The following is a 22,109-nucleotide window of genomic DNA, read 5'->3' as shown; positions in this document are numbered from 1 at the left end:
AAAAGACAAACTCAATGTTGAGCTTGTCTTTATATTGTTCAATTAGAATAATCCAAGAACTGTACCATCACTTTCAACATCCATGTTGAGGGCAGCAGGTCTTTTTGGAAGACCAGGCATGGTCATAACGTCACCAGTAAGTGCAACGATAAAGCCTGCCCCCAATTTTGGTACCAATTCACGAATAGTAATTTCAAAGTTTTCAGGTGCACCAAGAGCATTTGGATTATCTGAGAAACTATATTGAGTTTTAGCCATACAGATTGGCAATTTGTCCCAACCATTTTGAACGATTTGAGCGATTTGAGTTTGAGCTTTCTTCTCGAAGTTTACTTTGCTACCACGATAGATTTCAGTGACAATCTTTTCAATCTTCTCTTGGACAGAAAGGTCGTTGTCATACAAACGTGTATAGTTAGCTGGGTTTTCGTCAATTGTTTTGACGAGAGTTTCAGCCAAAGCCACTCCTCCTTCAGCTCCATCAGCCCATACGCTAGCTAACTCAACCGGAACATCGATTGAAGCACAAAGTTCTTTCAAGGCTGCGATTTCTGCTTCTGTATCAGATACAAATTCGTTAATTGCAACAACTGCTGGAATACCGAACTTACGGATATTCTCAACGTGACGTTTCAAGTTTGCAAATCCTGCACGAACAGCTTCTACATTCTCTTCTGTCAAAGCATCCTTAGCAACCCCACCATTCATCTTAAGAGCACGAAGTGTTGCAACAATCACTACTGCATCTGGTGAAGTTGGCAAGTTTGGAGTTTTGATATCCAGGAATTTCTCAGCACCAAGGTCTGCACCAAAACCTGCTTCTGTTACTGTGTAATCTGCCAAGTGAAGGGCAGTAGTTGTAGCCAAGACAGAGTTACATCCGTGTGCGATATTGGCAAATGGGCCACCATGTACAAAGGCAGGTGTACCGTAAATTGTCTGAACCAAGTTTGGTTTGATAGCATCTTTCAAAATCAATGCCAAGGCACCTTCAACCTGTAGATCACCCACTGAAACAGGTGTACGGTCATAACGGTAACCAATGACGATATTGGCCAAACGACGTTTTAAATCTTCAATATCAGTTGCCAAGCAAAGGATGGCCATGATCTCTGAAGCAACAGTGATATCAAATCCATCTTCACGTGGAATACCGTTAAGAGGACCACCAAGGCCGACTGTTACGTGACGAAGAGCGCGATCGTTCAAGTCAACCACACGTTTCCAAAGAATACGACGTTGGTCGATTCCTAGCTCGTTTCCTTGGTGCAAGTGATTGTCAATCAAGGCAGAGAGAGCATTATTTGCAGTTGTAATAGCGTGCATATCTCCAGTAAAGTGAAGGTTGATGTCTTCCATTGGTAAAACTTGGGCATAACCACCACCAGCTGCACCACCTTTAATCCCCATGACTGGTCCAAGAGAAGGTTCGCGGATAGCAATCATGGTTTTCTTACCAATCTTATTCAAAGCATCAGCAAGTCCGATAGTGATAGTTGATTTTCCTTCACCAGCAGGTGTTGGGTTGATAGCTGTAACCAGGATCAATTTACCGACTGGATTACTTTCCACTTCACGAATTTTATCAAAACTAAGCTTAGCCTTGTATTTTCCATACAACTCCAAATCGTCGTAAGAAATACCAAGATTCTCAACGACTTCTACGATTGGTTTTAACTCGATACTCTGTGCAATTTCAATATCTGTTTTCATAACAAACTCCTCTACCTCTAATGTGTTATTTCATTATAACATAAAATAAGATTTTTAACAGTCATTATGTTTGTTAACGTTCGTAAATATGGCTAAATCACAGGCTTTATTTATCTCTATTTAAATTTTTATATGCCTTTATAGGTTTTAACTATAGTTGAAAGCTTTCTACTAACTCAGAAAGTAGCTATCAATTTCGGATAAATCATGTAGAATTTCGTCATCAGAAACTCCTATATACTCAGCTAATTCAATTGTATATTCAAAACGAAGACGTGTATTGATAGATAAATCAAAAGAGTAATCCTGTAATTGTCCTAGTTTATGATATTTATCCATAACATCATTAAAAATAATCTTGTATTTATCATCTAACTTTTTGATATGATTATCTAAGTTTTCCCTGTAATCTTGAATTAATTCCTGTTCCCTATCACTTAAAATTCCTTTACCTATTTCCCAAATTATTGAAGTAGCTATTGAACCTACTACTGCTCCTAAGACAGGGACAGGAATAAGTGTTTGACCAACGCATGAACCAATTGTCGCTAATGTTGTATCCAATGTATTGATAGTTATAAAATTTATAAATTCATCCTCAGTAATCTCATTTGTTCTAAGTTTAGTAATAATATCTACCATGCCGTAACTTGCTGTTACAAACGCACTTGCATTAGGAGCACTCATTTTAAAAACATTAGTGAGACCATAAATCGCGTAACCTGATATAGAACCTTTTACCGCACCTTCCACTGTTTCCAGTCCACAGTCTAACCAATCTGATTGATCAAATTCAAAAATTGTTTTTCCTTCTTTGTATTTCCCATACACAGCTGACATTAATGCTAAACCACCTTGTAAAAGAAAAGTATTTTTTGCAATCTTGTTAGCTTCTCTTAAATTTGGTAAAGAATTTTTTTTGGCAAGAATTTTCTTCTTAGCTAATTCTCTCCGCTTTACTTTGACCTTTTTATCAATTTTTATTTTCTCTAAGTCTAATACTTTATTAATTGAATTTCTTTTAGCATCATCATAATTTAGAACAGATGATTTCATCCAAGATTTATATGAAGTAAGTCCCTTGCTTTCGGTAATATCATTGATCATTTGTCGTATATCAGTAATTTGTTTAATAGACAATTTTTTACCATTAAATTCAACTTCTTTGGCGCCAGCCATAATTTTTTCGTATACTAACACGTGATCTTTTGGAAACATCATTTTCATTTTTGCACTGTAATGAAATGATTGAGCTAGTTCATCACGTAAATTATTATAAAACTTCATTTGAATGGTATTTCTACCAATTAATAAATCGGCTGGTCCATTATCATTCAATACTTTTACAATAGGATTTAATCCTTCAAAAGCTCTTCTCGCATTCACAATTCCTGCTTCTGCAAATTCAGCAATAAAACCGTGACCGCCGTATTCACCTCCACGATTCTTTAGAATAACGTCTTCAATGTTATCTCTAGCATAGTTTAAAATTTTAGAGGCATTGTCCTTGTTTAAAATGACATGTCGAGCTTCATCCTCAATCATTTTCATGGCAATTTGTAAGTCTTGAATTCTCAAGTTGTTTAAACAATTGACATAAGCACCTATCCCTTGATAAAATGCTCTATTAACAGCCTGATTCATCATTTATTTTAATTTCCTTATTAATCATCGAAGTAAGTGAGAGGGTTGAATTTACTAAAGCACCTGCTTGATATTTTTCTTCTTCAGAAAATAAGCTATAGTCCAGCCCAGTTAAAGATAAGTTGGCTAAATAAATCCCCTCAGTTTGCTTTTCAATTAAATTAATTAATTCACTAATTTCTATTATTGATTTATCAGTTTGTCTAATTAATAACTCAATTTTCTTTTGTTCATCAAGCGCTTCTTTAGCTACTTCTTCATTTTTTTTATTAGCAAAAACACCTGCTCCGACAGACGCTGTTAACATTAAGCCAGCAATCCCCCAACCAACAGGGCCCGCCATGGCTAAAAAGGCATTGCCAGCAGCCATACCTCCTCCGCCTGCTGCTAGACTTCCTCCACCTAACCAAGCTAATGCCGCACTATTTGCTGCTGCACCTGTCAAGCTAGAAATTGCTGTTCCTGTTGATGCGACACCAAAAGTAGTTGCAACTCCCATAGCTGCAGTAGGACCTAAAGTTGCGACTGTCACACCTAAAGCACTTAAAGAAGCTGTAGCTGCCGTACTACCGCTGGCTAATTCTGCTTCTTTGATTGCCTGAGTAATAGCTAACTGCTTATCTTCGAAATTCTGTATTTCAACAATTATTTCGTCTAATTTTGTTTCAAATTCTTTCGGTTTATTTGCTAATTTACTAATTCTTTCTTCAATGATTTTGACAACTTTGATCGCCTTGTCTCTACTTTTATAAAGCTCAGTCGATTTATTCGTTAGATCTGTAGCTTTTTCATTATATGTTTGAATAGATTCATGATAATTCGCAACAGCTTCGGACCTTAGTTTACCATTAAAAATATCTATTGAATCAATTTGTGTTTTTGCTTCCGTTGCAACTTTACCAGCTTGATTAAGCGTGCCAGATGCAACCTCTGTTACTTGTTGAACAGTATCATTCGCTACTGTAGCAGCTTGACCTGAAACGTCTGAAACAACATTTCCTATCTTATTTGATACATCTCCTATTACTTTTACAGAATCTGATAATAAATCTCCTGTAACTTTCCCAGCGCTATCTAAAGCTTTTCCAGCTTCATTAAGTACACTACTGGTTGTCTTACTAGCATCATCAATTACTTTACTAGCTTCTTTAACCATATTATCTGCAAACTTAAAAAAGTCCATAACGGCTTCCCCTTTTCATATATAACTAAAATAATTATCTTATATCTTAAATTAATTGTCAATAATAATATAGTTATAAAGTTTAGTTATATTTTATCGCTTTCATTTTACTTACTGTTCATTTTTTTGTACAATAGTTCTATGAAAATTTTAGTTACATCTGGTGGTACAAGCGAAGCAATTGACCGAGTTCGCTCCATTACCAACCACTCTACTGGTAGACTTGGTAAAGTTATAACTGAGACTTTACTAAAAGCTGGTCACCAAGTTTGTCTGATTACTACGCAACAAGCACTAAAACCAGAACTACACCCGAATTTGACTATGATTGAAATCAAAAACACTTCCGATTTACTCCAAGAGATGAAACGGATTGTCCCTGATTATCAAGTCTTGATCCATTCAATGGCTGTTTCTGACTACAGCCCAGTTTACATGACAGGTCTTGACCAAGTTCAAGCGAGCCAAGATTTAAGTGAATTTTTACATAAGAAAAATATGGAAACAAAGATCTCCTCTAAGGATGAGGTGCAAGTCCTATTTCTCAAGAAAAATCCAAAGATTATCTCTCTTGTTAAAGAATGGAATCCAAGTATCCATCTCATTGGCTTTAAACTGCTTGTCGATGTTACTAAGGAGCATCTGATTCAAATCGCTAGAGAAAGTCTTGTAAAGAATCAAGCAGACTTGATTGTCGCTAATGACCTCACTCAGATTAATGTTGATCAACACCTGGCTTATCTAGTAGAGGAAAAAGATTATCAGATTGCTGCTAGCAAACAAGAAATTGCTGACTTGTTAGTCAGAAAAATTCAAGGATTTGATCGTTAGAAAGGAAAATTATGGCTCGTATTACACTCGCTGTGACAGGCTCTATCGCCTCTTACAAGGCTGCTGATTTGGTAAGTGGCTTGAAGAAACAAGGGCATTCTGTTACTGTACTCATGACTCAGGCTGCGACTGCCTTTATTCAACCTTTAACCCTTCAAGTCTTATCTCAAAATACAGTTCATCTCGATCTTATGCAGGAACCATATCCTGACAAAGTCAATCATATCGAGCTAGGAAAAGAAACAGACTTGTTTATCCTTGCCCCTGCGACCGCTAATACGATTGCGAAAGTCGCGCACGGTTTTGCCGACAATATGGTTACTGCTACTGCTCTTGCCTTGCCACACTATATTCCAAAACTAGTAGCACCTGCTATGAATACCAAAATGTATGACCATCCAGCAACTCAAACAAACCTAAAAACTTTAGAAACTTATGGTTATACAATTATTGCTCCAAAAGAGTCCCTACTGGCCTGTGGCGATGTAGGACGTGGTGCTCTTGCTGATCTTGATACTATTTTACAACAGATAAAGGAAAAACTTCATGAACAAACGCTCTAATATTGCTCCAATTGCTATCTTTTTTGCCAGCATGATCGTCATTCATCTGCTGAGCTCTATTGTCTTTAATGTCTTGCCCTTTCCAATTAAACCGACCATAGTCCATATCCCAGTCATCATTGCTAGTATCATCTACGGACCACGGATTGGTGCAATCTTAGGTTTCTTGATGGGAATGATTAGCTTGACAGTCAATACGATCACGATTCTCCCAACCAGCTACCTCTTCTCTCCATTTGTGCCAAATGGTAACATCTACTCCCTAGTTATTGCGATTGTACCACGCATCCTTATTGGTTTAACTCCATACTTTGTCTACAAACTCCTCAAAAACAAGGCAGGGCTTATCTTCGCGGGAGCACTCGGTTCCCTCACAAATACTGTATTTGTACTAGGCGGAATCTTCTTCCTCTTTGGAAATGTTTTTGACGGAAATATCCAAAAACTATTAGCTACTGTTATCTCAACAAATTCTATTGCAGAACTCATAATCTCAGCAATACTGACCCTAGTTATTGTTCCGAGACTTGAAAAAATCAAAAAATAAGAGGTCGGGAAAATCCCGGCCTCGATTTTTATTTGACCTAAGTAACTGACTCTGTATTTAATTAAGATTACAGACTTCTAAAAGTCCCTTTGACGAGACTATCTAAAAGCATGATTGTAAAGACTCACTGATATTGGAAAAGGCTTCAATCTTAGAAAAATATTTACTTTCCCACAGCCTTTTTATCTGCTTATTATTGAGCAAGACGTGCTTCTTCTAAAATCTTTTCAATCTTTGTTGTCAGCAAATCAATAGCTACTGTATTGGTTACTCCTTCTGGAATAACGATATCTGCATAACGCTTTGTTGGCTCAATAAATTGATGATACATGGGTTTTACCACACCAAGATACTGGTCAATAACGCTATCCAGGCTACGACCACGTTCTTCCATATCACGTTTAATACGGCGAATGATACGAACATCATCATCTGTATCTACGAAAATCTTGATATCCATCAAATCACGAAGTCGTTTGTCCTCCAAAACCAAGATTCCTTCTACGATAAAGACATCCTGAGGTTCTTGACGATAAGTTTTAGAACTTCTGGTATGGGCAGCATAATCATAGGTAGGAATATCAACTGGACGACCTGCCAACAACTCTTTGATTTGCTCAATCATCAAATCAGTATCAAAAGCAAAAGGATGGTCATAGTTGGTCTTAATACGCTCTTCAAAGGTTAGATGAGATTGATCTTTATAGTAGGAATCATGCTCAATCATAGAGATTTTTTCATTTGGAAAATGCGACAAGATTGCTTTAGATACGCTTGTCTTTCCTCCTCCAGATCCACCTGTTACTCCGATAATGATTGGTCTATTTTGCATTGTAGCCTCCTTGTTTTTTCCCCTGTCTATTTTACCATATTTTTGATAAATTTTACAGATGGAGTTTTCTAGGAAATAGAAGAAAAAATCCTCATAGCTAGAAGCTACAAGGATTTGTAATTAATTAATCGAAGTTAACGTATTCTTTAGAAAGTTCAAGAACTTCTTCCATTGTTGAACATTCTGTAAGAGCACGGTTAGCGTATTCTTGCATTTTAGCAGTGTCAAGTTTCTTCATCAAGCTACGTGTACGAAGTACAGATGTCGCTGACATAGAAAACTCATCCAAGCCCATTCCGACAAGAAGTGGAACAGCTGTTTGGTCACCAGCCATCTCACCACACATACCAGCCCATTTGCCTTCAGCGTGAGCTGCTTTGATAACGTTGTTGATCAAACGAAGGATCGATGGGTTATATGGTTGGTAAAGGTATGAAACTTGCTCGTTCATACGGTCTGCTGCCATTGTGTATTGGATCAAGTCGTTTGTACCAATTGAGAAGAAGTCAACTTCTTTTGCGAATTGGTCTGCAAGCATTGCTGCTGCAGGAATTTCAATCATGATACCAACTTGGATGTCATCCGCAACTGCAACACCTTCAGCAAGAAGGTTTGCTTTTTCTTCATCGAATACTGCTTTAGCTGCACGGAATTCTTTCAAAAGCGCAACCATTGGGAACATGATACGCAATTGACCGTGTACAGAAGCACGAAGAAGAGCACGGATTTGAGTGCGGAACATTGCATCTCCAGTTTCAGAGATAGAGATACGAAGAGCACGGAAACCAAGGAATGGGTTCATTTCATGTGGCATATCGAAGTAAGGAAGCTCCTTGTCACCACCGATATCCATTGTACGAACGACAACTGGCTTACCGTTCATTCCTTCAAGAACAGCCTTGTATGCTTCGTACTGCTCGTCTTCAGTTGGGAAGTCTTGAGAATCCATGTACAAGAACTCTGTACGGTAAAGACCTACAGCTTCTGCACCGTTGTCATTAACACCCTCAACGTCTTTTGGAGTACCAATGTTGGCAGCCAATTCAAAGTGTTTACCGTCAGCAGTAACAGTTTGAGCATCCTTCAAGAGTGCCCATTCAGCTTTTTGTTGAGCGTAAGCTTCACCAGCTGCTTTAAATTCAGCCGCTTGTTCTTCACTAGGGTTGATAATCACTTCACCTGTAATACCGTTAACGGCAAGTAGGTCACCATCTTTGACAATTTCAGTGATATTGTTTGTACCCAAAACTGCAGCGATTTCAAGTGTACGAGCCATGATAGCTGAGTGACTTGTACGACCACCAATGTTTGTTACAAAAGCTTTTACAAAGTTTTTGTCCAATTGAGCTGTATCAGATGGAGTCAAGTCGTGAGCAATCACGATCACTTCTTCATTGATAGAAGCTGGGTTTGGCAATTTTTTACCAAGGAGGTTAGCCAATACACGTTTTGTTACGTCACGGATATCCGCTGCACGTTCCTGCATGTATGGATTGTCTTCCATGCCTTCAAAGATTGTGATAAACATATCTGTAACTTCTTTCAGACCTGCTTCTGCATTCACTTTCTTAGCACGGATAGTTTCTTTGATTTGACCAATCAATTCAGGGTCAGCAAGAACCATCAAGTGAGCGTCAAATACTTGTGCCGCTTCTTCACCAAGCGTACCTACAGCCTTCTCGCGGATAAGAGAAAGCTCGTTTTGAGAAGCTTCAAGAGCAACATCCAAACGAGCCTCTTCTGCATTTGTATCTTCGACTGTAACAGTCTCGAATGATAAATCCGGTTGAACGAGTAGATATGCTTTTGCAACTGCAACACCGTCAGATGCTGCGATTCCTTTAAGCATTTCTGTCATTTCCTTATGCCAATCCTTCTTTTTCCATTGTTTCTGAGATTGCAGCGATAGCGTCATCAGCGTCTGCACCTTCAGCAGTGATTGTAACGTCAGCACCTTGACCAACACCAAGACTCATTACACCCATGATAGATTTAAGGTTAACTGATTTACCTTTATACTCAAGAGTGATATCTGAAGCAAATTTGCTAGCAGTTTGTACCAACAATGTTGCTGGACGTGCGTGGATACCTGTTTCTGCCACTACGTGGAAATCTTTAGAAGCCATAGTTTGACTCTCCTTTAATAGTTTTCTTGTTGAGTTACATATCTGATAACCCTTACAATTTAGTATTATATCACCTTCATTGATATTTTTCAAGTATTTTATGGACTTTCTTCAATTTCCTTTCAGATAACTTGCTGAAAATCTTCTATTAAATTTAACAAAACACAGTATGTAGTTTTGGTGAAAATCCTAATCATTGAAATAATGCTTTTTCGCTAGTTGCTTTCAAAGTCTACACTATATATTGTGTTCGTAGGTAAAATCGGTAAAACAATTACACAAGATTTAGTTTTAGAAAGTTGACAAAGTTTTTTTTTCTGATATACTAAGAAAGTAATTAATTTTTAAAGAGGACTTACACAATGGTAACCGTATATTCTAAAAACAACTGTGTCCAATGTAAAATGACCAAACGCTTTTTGGACAGTAATAATGTTGAATATAAAGAAATCAATCTTGATGAACAGCCTGAATACATTGATCAAGTAAAAGAGCTTGGCTTTAGTGCCGCTCCTATCATTCAGACACCAACAGAAGTTTTCTCTGGTTTCCAACCAGGTAAACTCAAACAACTTGCTTAAGAATCAAGACAAAAGCTTCTATGTCTATCTTAGAAGCCTTTCTTTTGTAATTAGATAAAGGATTTTTTATGGGATTAAAACAACTTGAAGATGTGACTTACTTCCGTCTTAATAACGAAATTAACCGTCCTGTGAATGGACAAATCATGCTTCACAAAGACAAGGAAGCTCTTGAAGCCTTCTTTAAAGAAAATGTTGTACCTAATACAATGGTTTTTCATTCAATTACGGATAAAATAAATTTCCTTATTGAACATAACTATATTGAAACAGCATTTATCAAGAAATACCGTCCAGAATTTTTGGAAGAACTATCTGAATTTATCAAAGACCAAAACTTCCAATTTAAGTCTTTCATGGCTGCCTATAAATTCTATAATCAATACGCCTTGAAAACTAATGACGGAGAGTACTATCTTGAGAGCATGGAAGACCGTGTCTTCTTTAACGCTCTTTACTTCGCGGATGGTGATGAAGCGATTGCTATTGATATTGCTAATGAAATCATCCACCAACGTTATCAACCTGCTACTCCTTCTTTCTTGAATGCAGGCCGTGCACGTCGTGGTGAATTGGTATCATGTTTCTTGATTCAGGTAACAGATGATATGAACTCTATCGGACGTTCTATCAACTCTGCTCTTCAACTTTCACGTATTGGTGGTGGTGTGGGAATTTCCCTCAGCAACCTTCGTGAAGCTGGAGCTCCTATTAAAGGCTATGAGGGTGCTGCTTCTGGTGTCGTACCAGTTATGAAGCTTTTCGAAGACAGCTTCTCTTACTCTAACCAACTCGGTCAACGTCAAGGTGCTGGGGTTGTTTACCTCAATGTCTTTCACCCAGATATCATCGCCTTCCTTTCAACTAAGAAGGAAAACGCCGATGAAAAAGTGCGTGTCAAGACTCTTTCACTTGGTGTTGTGGTTCCAGATAAATTCTACGAATTGGCTCGTAAAAATGAAGAAATGTACCTCTTCAGTCCTTACTCTGTAGAGCTTGAATACGGCGTGCCATTTAACTACATCGATATCACAGAAAAATACGATGAGCTAGTTGCAAATCCAAACATCCGTAAGACAAAAATCAAAGCGCGTGATTTGGAAACTGAAATTTCTAAATTGCAACAAGAATCTGGCTATCCTTATGTAGTAAACATCGATACTGCTAACCGTGCAAATCCTGTCGATGGTAAGATTATCATGAGTAACTTGTGTTCAGAGATTCTTCAAGTCCAAGAACCAAGTCTTATCAATGATGCTCAGGAGTTCCTAAAAATGGGTACTGATGTCTCATGTAACCTTGGTTCAACAAACGTGGTCAACATGATGACTTCACCTGACTTTGGTCGCTCCATCCGTGCTATGGTTCGTGCCCTTACTTTTGTTACAGATAGTTCACACATCGTCGCTGTTCCTACTATCGACCACGGAAACAGCCAAGCTCATACATTTGGACTTGGAGCTATGGGACTTCACAGCTATCTTGCTCAACAATTGATCGAATACGGATCACCTGAGTCTGTTGAATTTACAAGCATCTACTTTATGCTTATGAACTACTGGACCTTGGTTGAGTCAAACAATATCGCACGTGAACGTGGTGTAACCTTCCACAACTTTGAAAAATCAGACTATGCTAACGGAAGCTACTTTGATAAGTATTTAACTGGCGAATTCCTTCCGAAATCAGACCGTGTTAAAGAGCTCTTCAAAGATATCTTTATTCCTACTGCTGCTGACTGGGCTGAACTTCGTGATAAAGTTAAAGCAGATGGACTTTACCACCAAAACCGCCTTGCTGTAGCGCCAAATGGTTCTATCAGCTACATCAACGATGTTTCTGCCTCTATTCACCCAATTACGCAACGTATCGAAGAACGCCAAGAGAAGAAAATTGGTAAGATCTACTATCCTGCTGCTGGTTTGTCAACAGAAACAATTCCTTACTACACTTCTGCTTATGACATGGATATGCGTAAGGTAATTGATGTTTATGCTGCTGCGACTGAGCACGTGGACCAAGGACTTTCACTCACACTCTTCATGCGCAGTGATATCCCAACAGGTCTTTACGAATGGAAATCAGAAAATAAACAAACAACACGTGACTTGTCTATCCTTCGTAACTATGCCTTCAACAAAGGTATCAAGTCTATCTACTACGTCCGTACCTTTACAGATGATGGTGGAGAAGTCGGTGCTAACCAATGTGAGAGCTGTGTGATTTAATTCAACTCTCAAAAAAATTACATTTACTTAATCCATTTAACGTATTTTGCTGATAAAATCATGTAAGAACATAAAAGTCGGGCATCCGACTTTTTGTTCGATTATAGCATAGAATTATGATAAAATAAGAATGATTATGTTATCGCATTACTACACACAGAAAGAGATTTCAAATGAAAACTTACTACAAAGCCATTAACTGGAATGCCATCGAAGATGTCATCGATAAATCAACCTGGGAAAAACTGACTGAGCAGTTCTGGCTCGATACGCGCATCCCTTTGTCAAACGACTTAGATGACTGGAGAAAGCTTTCTAACAAGGAAAAAGACCTTGTCGGTAAAGTTTTTGGAGGTTTGACCCTTCTTGATACCATGCAATCAGAAACTGGTATCCAGGCTCTTCGTGCTGATATTCGTACACCTCACGAGGAAGCTGTTTTTAACAATATCCAGTTTATGGAATCTGTCCATGCTAAGTCTTACTCTTCTATCTTCTCAACCTTAAATACCAAGTCTGAAATTGAAGAAATTTTTGAATGGACTAATACTAATCCATATCTTCAGAAAAAAGCTGAAATTATCAATGAAATCTACCTAAACGGAACTCCTCTTGAAAAGAAAGTAGCGAGTGTTTTCCTTGAAACCTTCCTTTTCTACTCTGGTTTCTTCACACCACTCTACTATCTTGGAAACAACAAGTTGGCCAACGTGGCAGAAATTATCAAATTGATTATTCGTGACGAGTCTGTACACGGAACCTACATCGGCTACAAGTTCCAGCTTGGTTTCAATGAATTACCAGAAGATGAGCAAGAAAAACTCAAAGAATGGATGTACGACCTTCTCTATACTCTTTATGAGAATGAAGAAGGCTACACAGAGAGCCTCTATGACGAAGTCGGATGGACTGAAGAGGTTAAAACCTTCCTTCGCTACAATGCTAACAAGGCACTCATGAACCTGGGACAAGATCCACTTTTCCCAGACTCAGCAGATGATGTCAACCCAATCGTTATGAACGGGATTTCAACTGGTACATCAAACCACGACTTCTTCTCTCAAGTTGGTAATGGTTATCTACTTGGTGAAGTTGAAGCTATGCAGGATGATGATTATAACTATGGACTAAATTAATACCTAACCTAAAAAACATCAAAGTTTATTTAAAAACTAGATGTTTTTTTTTGTTTATTTTTGTTTTCTTTAAGTTGCTTAGCTGTTTAAAATATGATAAAATAATATTAGATTTGGGGGTGGTTCAATGCTGAAGCAAGAAAAATTAGATACTATTTTAGACATTGTTAATACAAAAGGAACTATCACTGTTAAAGAGATTATGAATCGCCTTGATATTTCCGATATGACAGCTAGACGATATTTACAAGAGTTAGCGGATAAGGATTTGCTGGTTCGAGTTCATGGCGGTGCTGAAAAACTTCGAACAGGTTCCTTATTAAATAATGAGCGTTCTAACGTTGAAAAACAAGGACTACAAACAGCAGAAAAACAAGAAATTGCTCGCTTTGCAGGTCACTTAGTTGAAGAAAGAGAAACTATTTTCATTGGTCCAGGTACCACATTAGAATTCTTTGCGCGTGAACTTCCTATCGATAACATTCGTGTTGTTACCAATAGTTTGCCTGTATTTCTCATTCTAAACGAGCGTAAGCTAACTGATCTCATTCTAATCGGTGGTAATTATCGTTCAATTACAGGAGCTTTTGTCGGAACTCTCACTCTTCAAGATATCGCTAGTTTGCAATTTTCAAAAGCTTTCGTTAGTTGTAATGGTATCAAGGATCATGCTATTGCTACTTTTAGTGAAGATGAAGGTGAAGCACAGAAATTAGCACTAGAAAACGCCAATAAAAAATATCTCCTAGCTGACCATAGCAAATTTGATAAATTTGATTTCTTTACATTTTACAATATCTCAGATATTGACACTATTATCACTGATTCAAAATTAAGTGACCAAACACTCCAATCACTATCTAAACAAACTAAAATTATCAAGTCAAAACCTTAAACTCTACAACTAGTCATAGAATTTAGTAGCTACTACTAATTACATGGCTAGTTTTTTATTTTATATTAAGCGTGCAATCTAAAATATTTCAATTATTTTTCAAATCTATGATTTCTGTATTTTTAATTTAATAGATTCCTCGAATCTGTCTTTTTATATTCCATTTCACGAAGTCATCCTTTTTAGTTTATTATAACAGTTACTTGTATTTTCTATCATTTCCTCTACTTTTTTGATATAATAAATTTAGAATGATTCTTCAAAGGAGGCATCTATGCGTTTTAATCAATTCAGTTACTATCCTGTAAGCCAACAAGAAGCTTTACAGGAATTATCCAGCCTTGGATTCAAGCTTGACCAATCAAATTCTGATAAAGAACTGTTTGAAGCTTTTGTTAGAACTTGCTTTTTCAATTACAAAAATACAGATTATCCCCTCTCAACTTTAGCTGTAGATAAAGAAACTGATCTGCTCACTTTCTTCAATTCTGATCGTGAATTAACTGCAGAGATTTTCTATACTGTTGCCTTTCAGTTGCTTGGTTTCAGCTACTTAACGGACTTTGAAGATGGTCTTGTTTTTCACAAAGAAACGGCATTCCCTATTGTATACGGAGATTTGATTGACAATCTCTATCAACTCCTTAACACGCGCACTAAAAAGGGAAATACCTTGATCGATCAATTGGTTAGCGATGGTCTTATCCCTGAGGACAATGATTACCACCACTTCAATGGCAAGAGCTTGGCAACCTTCTCTGCAAACAATGCTATTCGGGAAGTTGTTTATGTGGAAAGTCGTATTAATTCTGATAATGATGGACTGCCAGATCTTATCAAGGTAAACATTATTCGTCCATCTTACCACGGCAAAATTCCAGCTGTTATGACGGCAAGTCCTTACCATCAAGGAACCAATGATAAAGCAAGTGATAAAGCTCTTTACAAAATGGAAGCTGAGCTAGAAGTCAAGGAAGCACATGAAATTTCTCTAGAAAAACCAACATTAGACTTGGTTGAACCTGTTGGAGAAGCTGAACTCGTTCCAGAAGCTGAAGAAAAACTCACTCATATCAATAGCAGCTACACACTTAACGACTACTTCCTTCCAAGAGGATTTGCAAATATCTACGTATCTGGTCTTGGAACCAAGGATTCTCAAGGTCAAATGACCAACGGAGATTACCGCCAAGTTGAAGCCTATAAAAATGTTATTGATTGGCTCAATGGTCGTTGTCGTGCCTTCACAGACCACAGTCGTAAACGTCAGGTCAAGGCTGACTGGTCAAATGGAAAAGTTGCCACTACTGGTCTTTCTTATCTAGGAACAATGTCTAATGGTCTTGCAACTACAGGAGTTGATGGTTTAGAAGTCATTATTGCTGAAGCCGGTATTTCTTCTTGGTACAACTATTATCGAGAAAATGGTCTGGTAACAAGCCCTGGTGGCTATCCAGGGGAGGACTTCGATTCATTAGATGAATTAACTTATTCTCGTAATCTCTTAGCTGGTGACTATATTCGTGGAAACGAAGCTCATAAAGAGTCTATAGAAGAACTGAAGAAAAATCTAGACCGTAAAACTGGAGATTATAACCAATTCTGGCATGACAGAAACTACCTACTTAATGCTGAAAAAGTTAAGACTGAAGTTGTCTTTACCCACGGTTCGCAAGACTGGAATGTCAAACCACTTCATGTCTATCAAATGTTCAATGCTCTTCCAAGCAATATTAAGAAACATCTCTTTTATCATAACGGTGCCCATGTTTATATGAACAACTGGCAGTCTATTGATTTCCGTGAATCCATGAATGCTCTTTTGACGCAGAAATTATTGGGGCAAGAAACTGACTACCAGCTTCCAAGAGTCGTTTGGCAAGATAACACCAGTCCACAAACCTGGGTAACTCTTGAAGATTTTGGAAATCAAAGTGACCATAAAACTTTCTCTTTAGGTACTGAAGAAGCTGTCATTGAAAATCATTACCAAGAATCAGACTTTGAACGTTTTGGAAAGACCTACCAAACCTTTAACAATGAACTCTATCAAGGGAAAGTCAATCAGGTAACTATTGATCTGCCAGTGACAGAAGACCTTCATCTCAACGGTCGTGTTAAACTAAACCTCCGTCTCAAATCAAGTACCAATAAAGGCTTACTTTCTGCTCAACTTCTCGAACTTGGTCAAAAGAAATACCTACAACCGTATCCAGGAGTCTTGGCTGCTCGTACGATTGATAATGGTCGTTACCATATGCTGGAAAACCTTTGCGAGCTACCATTTAGTCCAAATGCTCAACGCGTTATCACCAAAGGCTATCTCAATCTTCAAAATCGTTATGATTTATTGAAAATTGAAGAAGTTAAGCCTGATGAATGGATGGAATTCCAATTTGAACTCCAACCAACTATTTACAAACTAAAAGAAAGCGATACAGTACGTCTCGTTCTTTACACAACAGACTTTGAGATTACTGTACGTGACAATACAGACTATCACTTGACTGTCGATCTTGCACAGTCTAGTCTTGAGATACCTTTTCAAAGGGAGGTAACTGTAGATGAACAAAGCCGAGCAAAGACACCAACTCATCCGAGCCTTAATCACTAAACAAAAAATTCATACCCAAACTGAATTACAAGAACTACTGATTGAAAACGGAGTACAGGTCACACAAGCAACACTTTCAAGAGACATCAATCTGATGAATCTTTCTAAGATTCGTGAAGGTGAACACTCCTATTATTCAATCAACACTGACTCTACATCCAAGTGGGAAAAACGGCTAGAAGTCTATATGGAGGAAGCACTCTACATGATGCAACCCGTCCAACACCAGGTTGTTATCAAAACCTATCCAGGTTTGGCACAATCCTTCGGATCTATCTTGGACGCCCTAAACTTCCCTGAAATAGTGGCTACTATCTGTGGAAATGATGTCTGTTTGGTTATCTGCGAGGATAAGGAACAAGCTCAATCTTGCTTTGAACGCCTCAAACAATTTGCACCACCTCTATTTTTTGATCGGTAGCAAAAACCCGTGATAATAATATCACGGGTTAATTTTATGATTTGCTATTTTCAGCTTGCTTTTTAGTCCTTGCAAGTCTCAACGCTCTATTTGGATTGAGGCGATTAAACAGTTCTTCTAACTTCTTCTCATTCCAGACATCTGCTGCAGAAACAAAATTTCCATCAGCATCACGGAAAGATATCGGTTTATCTCCCATAGCTATCTCCTAGTCTACAAACTCAAACTCAAACTTACCGATACGAACCAAATCTCCATCCTTGGCGCCACGAGCACGGAGAGCTTCATCAACTCCCATACCACGCAACTGACGAGCAAACTTCATGACAGACTCATCACGATCAAAGTTAGTCATGTTAAAGAGTTTGATGAGTTTTTCACCTGAAAGTACCCAAGTTGCATCGTCATCACGACTAATTTCAAATGGTTTTTCTTCTTCGTCAAAGCCATAATAAACTTCTTCTTCCATTTCTGACTCGTCATAAAGAAGGAATTCTGGAGTCTTATCAAGGAGCTCTGCTGTTGCATCTAGTAAAGGTGCTAAACCTTGTTTAGTCAAACCTGATATTGGGAAGATTGCTGGTAATTCCTCGAACTCATCAAAGTTAGTTGCCAATTTTTTCTTGAATTCTTCAAGGTTTTCCTGACTTTCTGGCATATCCATCTTATTAGCAACAATGATTTGGGGACGCTCCATTAGACGAAGGTTGTAAGATTCCAACTCTTTGTTAATAGCTAGATAATCTTCGTAAGGATCGCGACCTTCACTGGCTGACATATCGATGATGTGAAGGATAACGCGAGTACGCTCAATATGGCGAAGGAACTGAGTTCCCAAGCCCACACCTTGACTTGCTCCTTCAATCAAACCAGGAAGGTCTGCCACTGCAAAGGACTCACCTGATTGGGTACGGACCATACCAAGATTTGGAACGATTGTTGTAAAGTGATAGGCACCAATTTTAGGTTTTGCAGAGGTAATTACGCTGAGCAGAGTTGATTTTCCAACTGAAGGGAATCCAACCAAACCAACATCCGCAAGAATTTTAAGTTCTAACTGTAATTCGCGCTCCTGACCAGGTTCTCCATTCTCAGAGATCTCTGGAGCAGGATTTTTTGGTGTCGCAAAACGGATGTTCCCACGACCACCACGACCTCCATGAGCCACGATGAACTCTTGGCCGTTCTCTATCAAATCAGTGAGAACTTTCCCAGTCTCCGCATCACGTACAGTTGTACCTTGAGGCACTCGAACAATCAAGTCTTCTGCCCCTCTACCATGCATTCCTTTGGTCATCCCTTTTTCACCCGATTGGGCTTTGAAATGACGATTGTAACGGAAGTCCATCAGGGTACGTAAACCTTCATCTACAACAAAGACAACGTTACCTCCACGGCCTCCATCGCCACCCCATGGACCGCCATTAGGGACGTATTTTTCACGGCGAAAGGCAACCATCCCATCGCCACCATTTCCAGCCTTGACCTTAATCTTGGCTGTATCTAAAAACATACTCATATTCTTTTCTCACTTTAAAAAGGGCTGGGAAATCCCAGTCACCAACTATTACTACTTGCTAGAAAATCTAGCATTTTAAAATCTGCTAAATACACCAATGGCTGTAGCAAAGATACCTGCTAAGGTTACAAACAACATAATCAAAACGACGAATAGTGTCAATTTCTCAAAAAATGTTTTTTTACGTTTTCCATTATCACCAAATGCCATTATTCTCTCCTTTTCTATAATTCCCTATTTTTAATATTCTTCCGAAACTGGAGCAATTGCCCATAAAATTAAGTAAGCAATAAGTCCACTACCATAACAAAAAGCTAGAACTCCCCAGATTACACGTACAATTGTAGGATCAATATCAAAATAATTAGCTAGACCAGCGCATACTCCACCGATTTTTTGATCTCGACTACTTCTCATAAATTTCTTTTTCATTTCTTCATTTCCTTTCTTTGATGATCCTAGTCATTCCAATAATCTCTCAAATCATTCAACTGTTTCTTAGATGCCTTTAACATTCGTTTAGAACTTTTGACTGGAACTGAAACTGCCTGTTGTGGTATATAAAATACTGTCTTTAAAATACGTTTCGTAACAGGTTCATCTGCAGTCAATTCTTTTTCAAAATTGTTTGAGATGATAGCATCCAAATAAAACTCATGGACTCTCTTAGCAAAATTCTCAGCTGAAATTTCATACAATTTTTCAGCCAAAAGTTTCTCATCCATCTTTGGAGTTGCAATTAAAGCTTCTAAAATAGCCCCTGCTAGATCTCTCTCTTCATAATAAAGCGTTCCAAACATTTTATGATTGATGAGGTTATCAAGATAGGGATTTCCATGAGCTATAATTGGTGTCTTGCTAGCCAAACTTTCTAGATAGGTTAACCCCTGAGTCTCACTTGTAGAAGCTGAAATGAAGAAGTCAGCAGCCTTATAGTAAAGTGCTGTCTCACTCGGAGCGATCATACCTGTAAAGATAACAGAATCCTGAATTTGCAAATCTCCTGCTTGCTCCTTGAGGTTTTCCAGATAAGGCCCATCACCAGCAACGACTAATTTCACCTTTTGTTCTTCTTTTAGAACCTCTGCAAATGCAGCTAGTACCGCCTGAATATTCTTCTCGTAAGACACACGCGAAAGGCTAAGAAGCATTTTTTCATCTTCCTTAATACCTAGTTTAACCCGTAAGTCTGCGATATGTTCTGGTCCAATCTCTGGTCGTTCAAACTTGGCTAGCTCAATACCTGTAGGAATAACACGCTTTTCAACTTTGACCTTATAATCCGATAACAAGTCGCGCACAATTTCACTCGGACAAATCACACCATCAACATCATGAAGGAAGCCTCTCACAAGATACCTGACCATACCTGGACGAATCAACATCCCTTTAGCGATATAGTGAACATAATCTTCGTACTGGGTATGATAGGTATGAATAACAGGGATTTTCAGCTCACGCGCTATCCAAATCCCTAATAAACCAAGAGAAAACTCAGTCTGCGTATGAATAATATCCAGCTTGTATTGTTTTGCTATCTCAAGAGCTTTCGTAAATCCACGATAGGCGAAACGTCGATCCTTAAAGGCAAAGAAAGGAACACTAGGGATACGAATAATCTGCCAGTCTTCATAACGATTAACATCCTTGTCTGTTGTTGTAAAGATAAAGACGGCATGTCCTTGCTTTTCAAGTTCTGTTTTTAAGGTTCGAATACTGGTCGCAACACCCGAGACCTGCGGGAAATAAGTATCTGTAAATAAACCAATTCGCATATACTACCTCATTTTTTTCCTAAATCTGCTTGCTCCCGATAGAATTTTAGCCAGATCTCAAGAAGATGCTCTTCTGAATATTCTCTTGAAATGGCCTTAGCCTTTTCTTTTAATTCTTTTAGTGCTTCTGGATGCTCTCGATATTCCAAGATAGCCGCTTTCATCTCTTCTACATCACTTGTTGGTCTGTAATTTCCTTCAAGAATGACCTTGTAAAGATCTAGATCACGAAGCATAATGGGTGCTTCACAACTCGCAGCTTCTAAAATAGTCATTGGAAAGAGCTCGTTATAACTTGGAAGCAAGAAAAGATCAGCCAAGGCATAGAGTTCTCTCATCCGTTCTGGATCAACAATCCCTGGGAAAATTAGATTTTCAGGAGGGTTATCCATAATCTTTTTATAGCGCTCATAACCATCGGTTATTCCCCCAAAAGAGAAGCCACCAGCCCAAATAAAAGTGATATCAGGTAATTCCTCAGCTAGAGTGATAAAGTCATCTATTCCTTTGCGCTTCTGAACCTGACCTGCACCAACGACTACAAACTGATTCTCATCAATCCCCATATCTTTACGAAGTTGTTCGACTTGCTCTATAGGAAGTGGATGCCATTTTTCTTTGTTGACAAAATTAGGAATATAGGTCACTTTTTCACGTGGAATTCCAGCAGCAACCAAATCCTCAATGAAGCTAGGATTGACCACAACCAGATGCTCCATACGGTCATAAAAAGAAAATACATAGCGTTTGACAATCCCCTTTAAGAAGAATGGAATCTTCAAACTACCTTCCAAGGTATCTGGTAAGAAGTGAACATAGCCAATCTTACGTCCAGAACGTTTTTTCTGAAAGGTCGAGAGATAATAAGGAAAATCAATCGTATGAAAATGAGTAACATCCGCTTCGATTGGAAGATTTTCTGTTACGATCAGTTGGTCTTTCGCATCTCGTTTTAAAAGCTGTACCAGTTCACGGTATGCACCAGACACACCTTGGCCCGCCACTTTTTCACTTGAACTTAGCATGTTGATGCGTAATTTCTCTTTTTCCATAGTAACCATTATACCATTTTCTTCAAATAAAATCAGCAAATAAAAAGAGAGATAGTATAAAAGCTGGGAATTCCTGGCGTCTACACTATTTCTCTTTTCATAATATACTTACTTGATACCTAAAGCGATACGAGCGTAACGGCTCATTTTCTCAACTGTCCAAGCTGGATACCAAACTAATTTGACTTCAACGTTAGTAACTTCTGGAACATCTGTCATAGCATCATAGATTTGGTCAGTTAAAAGATCTGCCAAGGGACAACCCATGGTTGTCAAGGTCATATCAATTTCAGTCTCACCTGTATCGCCATCAAAACGAATCTCGTAGATCAAGCCTAGATTGACAATATCAATCCCCAACTCTGGGTCAATCACTTCTTCTAGGGCTGTCAAAATACGTGTTTTGATATTTTCGATTTGTTCTTCTGTGTAAGCCATCTTCATTCTCC

The 22,109-nt window shown here is 38.3% G+C and carries 22 protein-coding genes; 9 read left to right on the top strand and 13 right to left on the bottom strand.

What is annotated here, in order from left to right:
• Nucleotides 1-42 precede the first annotated feature (42 nt).
• The 3 genes from O3611_RS02565 to O3611_RS02555 form a co-directional block, all read right to left on the bottom strand.
• Nucleotides 43-1,713, bottom strand: a complete 1,671-nt coding sequence (locus O3611_RS02565) for a formate--tetrahydrofolate ligase (protein WP_371607712.1) — start codon at nt 1,711-1,713, stop codon at nt 43-45.
• A 171-nt stretch (nt 1,714-1,884) separates the two neighbouring features.
• The gene (locus O3611_RS02560) at nt 1,885-3,360 is read right to left on the bottom strand and encodes a hypothetical protein (protein WP_371607711.1); all 1,476 of its coding nucleotides are present in this window, start codon (nt 3,358-3,360) and stop codon (nt 1,885-1,887) included.
• Nucleotides 3,341-4,540, bottom strand: a complete 1,200-nt coding sequence (locus O3611_RS02555) for a hypothetical protein (protein ID WP_371607710.1) — start codon at nt 4,538-4,540, stop codon at nt 3,341-3,343. The genes O3611_RS02560 and O3611_RS02555 overlap by 20 nt, the downstream gene beginning before the upstream one ends.
• Before the next feature lie 141 nt (nt 4,541-4,681).
• On the opposite strand from O3611_RS02555, the gene O3611_RS02550 reads away from it, so the two are divergent.
• Genes O3611_RS02550 through O3611_RS02540 form a run of 3 tightly spaced genes read left to right on the top strand, consistent with a single transcriptional unit; the run spans nt 4,682 to nt 6,481 of the window.
• Complete coding sequence (locus O3611_RS02550; protein WP_371607709.1) at nt 4,682-5,371, top strand: phosphopantothenate--cysteine ligase; 690 nt, start codon at nt 4,682-4,684, stop codon at nt 5,369-5,371.
• Nucleotides 5,372-5,382: 11 nt separating this feature from the next.
• Nucleotides 5,383-5,934: a phosphopantothenoylcysteine decarboxylase gene (gene coaC / locus O3611_RS02545; RefSeq protein WP_371607708.1), complete on the top strand. Its 552-nt coding sequence runs from the start codon at nt 5,383-5,385 to the stop codon at nt 5,932-5,934.
• Nucleotides 5,918-6,481 carry an ECF transporter S component gene (locus O3611_RS02540; protein WP_001042711.1) on the top strand — a complete coding sequence of 188 codons (564 nt, stop codon included), beginning with the start codon at nt 5,918-5,920 and terminating at the stop codon, nt 6,479-6,481. Before coaC ends, O3611_RS02540 begins: the two co-directional genes overlap by 17 nt.
• Before the next feature lie 193 nt (nt 6,482-6,674).
• Here the strand turns inward: O3611_RS02540 and udk are convergent, their stop codons facing one another.
• The 3 genes from udk to O3611_RS02525 form a co-directional block, all read right to left on the bottom strand.
• Nucleotides 6,675-7,313: a uridine kinase gene (udk, locus tag O3611_RS02535; RefSeq protein ID WP_007555045.1), complete on the bottom strand. Its 639-nt coding sequence runs from the start codon at nt 7,311-7,313 to the stop codon at nt 6,675-6,677.
• Nucleotides 7,314-7,437: 124 nt separating this feature from the next.
• Nucleotides 7,438-9,171, bottom strand: coding sequence for a phosphoenolpyruvate--protein phosphotransferase (gene ptsP, locus O3611_RS02530; RefSeq protein ID WP_371607707.1), 1,734 nt, complete (start codon nt 9,169-9,171; stop codon nt 7,438-7,440).
• Between the two features lie 4 nt (nt 9,172-9,175).
• A complete protein-coding gene (locus O3611_RS02525; protein WP_000146952.1) occupies nt 9,176-9,439 on the bottom strand; it encodes a phosphocarrier protein HPr in 264 nt (87 codons plus the stop codon).
• A 362-nt stretch (nt 9,440-9,801) separates the two neighbouring features.
• Here O3611_RS02525 and nrdH point away from each other — a divergent pair, with 362 nt between their 5' ends.
• The 6 genes from nrdH to O3611_RS02495 all read left to right on the top strand — a co-directional run bounded on the left by nrdH (nt 9,802) and on the right by O3611_RS02495 (nt 17,314).
• Nucleotides 9,802-10,020 carry a glutaredoxin-like protein NrdH gene (gene nrdH, locus O3611_RS02520; RefSeq protein ID WP_000259242.1) on the top strand — a complete coding sequence of 73 codons (219 nt, stop codon included), beginning with the start codon at nt 9,802-9,804 and terminating at the stop codon, nt 10,018-10,020.
• Nucleotides 10,021-10,088: 68 nt separating this feature from the next.
• A complete protein-coding gene (gene nrdE, locus O3611_RS02515; protein ID WP_371607706.1) occupies nt 10,089-12,248 on the top strand; it encodes a class 1b ribonucleoside-diphosphate reductase subunit alpha in 2,160 nt (719 codons plus the stop codon).
• A 173-nt stretch (nt 12,249-12,421) separates the two neighbouring features.
• Nucleotides 12,422-13,384 carry a class 1b ribonucleoside-diphosphate reductase subunit beta gene (nrdF, locus tag O3611_RS02510; RefSeq protein ID WP_371607705.1) on the top strand — a complete coding sequence of 321 codons (963 nt, stop codon included), beginning with the start codon at nt 12,422-12,424 and terminating at the stop codon, nt 13,382-13,384.
• A 127-nt stretch (nt 13,385-13,511) separates the two neighbouring features.
• Entirely contained in the window at nt 13,512-14,279 is a 768-nt protein-coding gene (locus tag O3611_RS02505) for a DeoR/GlpR family DNA-binding transcription regulator (RefSeq protein ID WP_049526101.1), read from the top strand.
• A gap of 274 nt (nt 14,280-14,553) precedes the next feature.
• Complete coding sequence (locus O3611_RS02500; RefSeq protein ID WP_371607704.1) at nt 14,554-16,893, top strand: Xaa-Pro dipeptidyl-peptidase; 2,340 nt, start codon at nt 14,554-14,556, stop codon at nt 16,891-16,893.
• Nucleotides 16,844-17,314 (top strand): arginine repressor, encoded by a 471-nt coding sequence (locus tag O3611_RS02495; RefSeq protein WP_075231622.1) that lies wholly within the window; start codon nt 16,844-16,846, stop codon nt 17,312-17,314. The genes O3611_RS02500 and O3611_RS02495 overlap by 50 nt, the downstream gene beginning before the upstream one ends.
• 34 nt (nt 17,315-17,348) lie before the next feature.
• Here O3611_RS02495 and O3611_RS02490 read toward each other — a convergent pair whose 3' ends face one another.
• The 7 genes from O3611_RS02490 to O3611_RS02460 all read right to left on the bottom strand — a co-directional run bounded on the left by O3611_RS02490 (nt 17,349) and on the right by O3611_RS02460 (nt 22,098).
• Nucleotides 17,349-17,513, bottom strand: coding sequence for a hypothetical protein (locus O3611_RS02490; protein ID WP_000502583.1), 165 nt, complete (start codon nt 17,511-17,513; stop codon nt 17,349-17,351).
• A gap of 9 nt (nt 17,514-17,522) precedes the next feature.
• Complete coding sequence (obgE, locus tag O3611_RS02485) at nt 17,523-18,833, bottom strand: GTPase ObgE (RefSeq protein WP_153224708.1); 1,311 nt, start codon at nt 18,831-18,833, stop codon at nt 17,523-17,525.
• Nucleotides 18,834-18,908: 75 nt separating this feature from the next.
• Nucleotides 18,909-19,043, bottom strand: a complete 135-nt coding sequence (locus O3611_RS02480) for a DUF4044 domain-containing protein (protein ID WP_049548929.1) — start codon at nt 19,041-19,043, stop codon at nt 18,909-18,911.
• A gap of 30 nt (nt 19,044-19,073) precedes the next feature.
• Nucleotides 19,074-19,265, bottom strand: a complete 192-nt coding sequence (locus O3611_RS02475; RefSeq protein WP_075229473.1) for a PspC domain-containing protein — start codon at nt 19,263-19,265, stop codon at nt 19,074-19,076.
• A gap of 26 nt (nt 19,266-19,291) precedes the next feature.
• The gene (locus tag O3611_RS02470) at nt 19,292-20,608 is read right to left on the bottom strand and encodes a glycosyltransferase family 4 protein (protein ID WP_153224709.1); all 1,317 of its coding nucleotides are present in this window, start codon (nt 20,606-20,608) and stop codon (nt 19,292-19,294) included.
• An 8-nt stretch (nt 20,609-20,616) separates the two neighbouring features.
• Nucleotides 20,617-21,669, bottom strand: coding sequence for a glycosyltransferase family 4 protein (locus tag O3611_RS02465; RefSeq protein WP_228113854.1), 1,053 nt, complete (start codon nt 21,667-21,669; stop codon nt 20,617-20,619).
• 99 nt (nt 21,670-21,768) lie between these two features.
• A complete protein-coding gene (locus O3611_RS02460) occupies nt 21,769-22,098 on the bottom strand; it encodes a metal-sulfur cluster assembly factor (RefSeq protein WP_000331926.1) in 330 nt (109 codons plus the stop codon).
• Nucleotides 22,099-22,109: the final 11 nt, after the last annotated feature.

This window comes from Streptococcus sp. 27098_8_91 (genome assembly GCF_041432385.1).
Taxonomy (GTDB): domain Bacteria; phylum Bacillota; class Bacilli; order Lactobacillales; family Streptococcaceae; genus Streptococcus.
Note: the sequence above shows the minus strand (reverse complement) of the source record. Positions and strands in the feature narration are given on the sequence as shown.